The following is a 2,432-nucleotide window of genomic DNA, read 5'->3' as shown; positions in this document are numbered from 1 at the left end:
TTATTTATCTGGCAGTAATTGCATTTCCAGTAATGTCCTCAGTTTTATTAAGTTTTACCAAATATAATGTTTATAAAAATACCGCGGTCTGGATCGGGCTGGCCAATTATATAAAAATATTTAAAGAACCGGTTTTTTGGTTTTCGGTAAGGAATAACTTATTTATTATTTTTGTATCTGTTTTTGGTCAGATACCGATTGGATTTATACTGGCATACATTATATACAGAAAACTTGTAAAATATAGAAACTTTTTTCAATCGATGGTTTTTCTTCCCAGCATCATTTCAACGGTAATTGTAGGAATCCTCTGGTCGAGTCTTTTTTCACCGATTGGAGCCATAACAAAAATTATTCAAAGCATTACCAAAAATCCGGATTACGTGATGAGCATAATGACTAATAAAAATTTGGCGATGTTACCGATAGGGTTTGTGCTTCTCTGGATGTATACGGGAACTTATCTGATTATCTTTCTTGCCAATTTGCAAAATATTAATCCGGATGTTATTGAAGCTGCGCAAATTGATGGGGCGACAAACAGTCAGATTTTAACCAAAGTTATTATTCCACAACTTTACGGGGTAATAGTATTAACTATGATTTTGGCTATATCCGGCAGCTTAAAGAGTTTTGATTTGGTTTTTGCCATGACCGGTGGAGGGCCTGCCTATTATACAAACTTATTGGCTATTTATATGTATAATTACTCTTTTATATATGCTAATTATGGGGTGGGTTCTGCCATTTCTACAGTTATGGTTTTTATGTGCATTGTTTTAATATTTATAATTCGAGTTATCAGATCAAAAATTGAACCTATGGAGGATTAAATTTTGTTCAATATTATTTTAAGTATAAGGGAAGAGCAAAAATATCCTACTGTAATGACGCAAAAAGAGATTTTTAACAAAACAACAATGTATGCAATTTTTATATTATTTACTGCATTAACTATTTACCCTTTAATTTGGCTTTTTTATTCTTCGTTTAAACCGCTTATAGAGATTATCAAGAATAGTCTTGCTTTACCCAAAAAACCAACATTCGATAATTATATCCAGGCAATAAAGATTGGAAAGTTGGGCCTATATATGATAAATAGTATAATTTATACGACTGTTTCTACAACGATAACTATTATTTTTTCTATGATGGCCTCTTTTGCATTTGCTAAAATAGAAAATAGGGCAAGCTCGTTTTTATATAATTTATTCTTAATAGGCTTACTTATTACCATTCAGGCAATTCTCATCCCATTATTTATTGCGGAAACCCGGGCCGGGTTAACTGATACCTATTTTGGGGTAATAATTGCCTATGTAGCAATTAATCTTCCTTTAGCGGTTTATTTGGGTACAGAATATATTAAAAAGATACCAGATTCTTTTATTGAGGCAGCACAAATAGAAGGTGCTACTTATTGGAAAATTTTTACCAGTATTATTTTACCAATATGCCGGCCGGTTATTGTCACCATTCTTATCCTTACTTCCTTTGCCTGTTGGAATGAATTTATACTCGTATTTATTCTTACTGCTAGCGATAGAACGAGAAGTCTTCCGGTAGGTATTTATTCGTTCTCTGGTCCACTTGCCTCAGAATATGGTATGCAGTTTGCAGCTTTGGTTATCGGAATAACTCCTATGATCATTCTATATGCAATATTTCATAAACAAATTACCAAAGGTTTTGCCTCGGGAGCAATAAAAGGTTAATACTTATTTAAATATCTGTAAACATAGTACAAAAGTTATAGAATCTTATAATGATGGGGATTTAAAAAGCCCTAAAGGCAGAGATTGAATATTAAATATATAAATATATTAGAAGGTTTTATAAACAAAAATTAGAGGAAAAAAACAAAGTGGATAAAGAAAAAGTAATTTTAGAAAAATTACACCAGATGAGCCTTGAAGAAAAAATAGGCCAAATGTTTCAAATAGGTTTTTTCGGGACAAAGATTACCCCGAAAGTAGAAGAAATGATTAAAAATTATCATGTGGGAGGCATAATATACTTTCGGCGTAATATTGAGTCACTCCGCCAATTGTCTGAACTTTCTAATGAATTACAGAAATTCTCAGTAAATCATAGACCGGGATTGCCATTAATAATTTCTATTGACCAAGAAGGCGGGATAGTACATCGGTTAATCGGTGAGGGAACGCATTTTCCGGGAAATATGACTTTAGGGGCAACAAGAGATGCGGAATTGGCCAAAAAAATGGGACAGGTGGTTGCAAATGAATTAAAAGCAGTAGGAATTAATATGGATTTTGCTCCTGTTTTAGATGTTAACAATAATCCCTTAAATCCTGTTATAGGGGTACGTTCTTTTGGGGAAGATCCTTCTCTGGTTGCTGAACTAGGTGTAGCTTTTATAAAGGGTATACAATCAGAGGGGGTTATTGCTTGTGGCAAACATTTTC

Annotated in this window: 3 protein-coding genes; all 3 read left to right on the top strand. The window is 33.1% G+C overall.

Annotation, left to right across the window (positions count from 1 at the left end):
• The first annotated feature begins 2 nt into the window (after positions 1-2).
• Positions 3-833 (top strand): sugar ABC transporter permease, encoded by an 831-nt coding sequence (locus U9Q18_01955; GenBank protein MEA3313122.1) that lies wholly within the window; start codon positions 3-5, stop codon positions 831-833.
• Positions 834-836: 3 nt separating this feature from the next.
• Positions 837-1,718, top strand: a complete 882-nt coding sequence (locus U9Q18_01950) for a carbohydrate ABC transporter permease (protein ID MEA3313121.1) — start codon at positions 837-839, stop codon at positions 1,716-1,718.
• A gap of 149 nt (positions 1,719-1,867) precedes the next feature.
• Positions 1,868-2,432: glycoside hydrolase family 3 N-terminal domain-containing protein (locus tag U9Q18_01945; protein ID MEA3313120.1), on the top strand; the 565-nt coding region annotated here is incomplete at its 3' end.

It is taken from the genome of Caldisericota bacterium, assembly GCA_034717215.1.
Taxonomy (GTDB): domain Bacteria; phylum Caldisericota; class Caldisericia; order Caldisericales; family Caldisericaceae; genus UBA646.
Note: the sequence above shows the minus strand (reverse complement) of the source record. Positions and strands in the feature narration are given on the sequence as shown.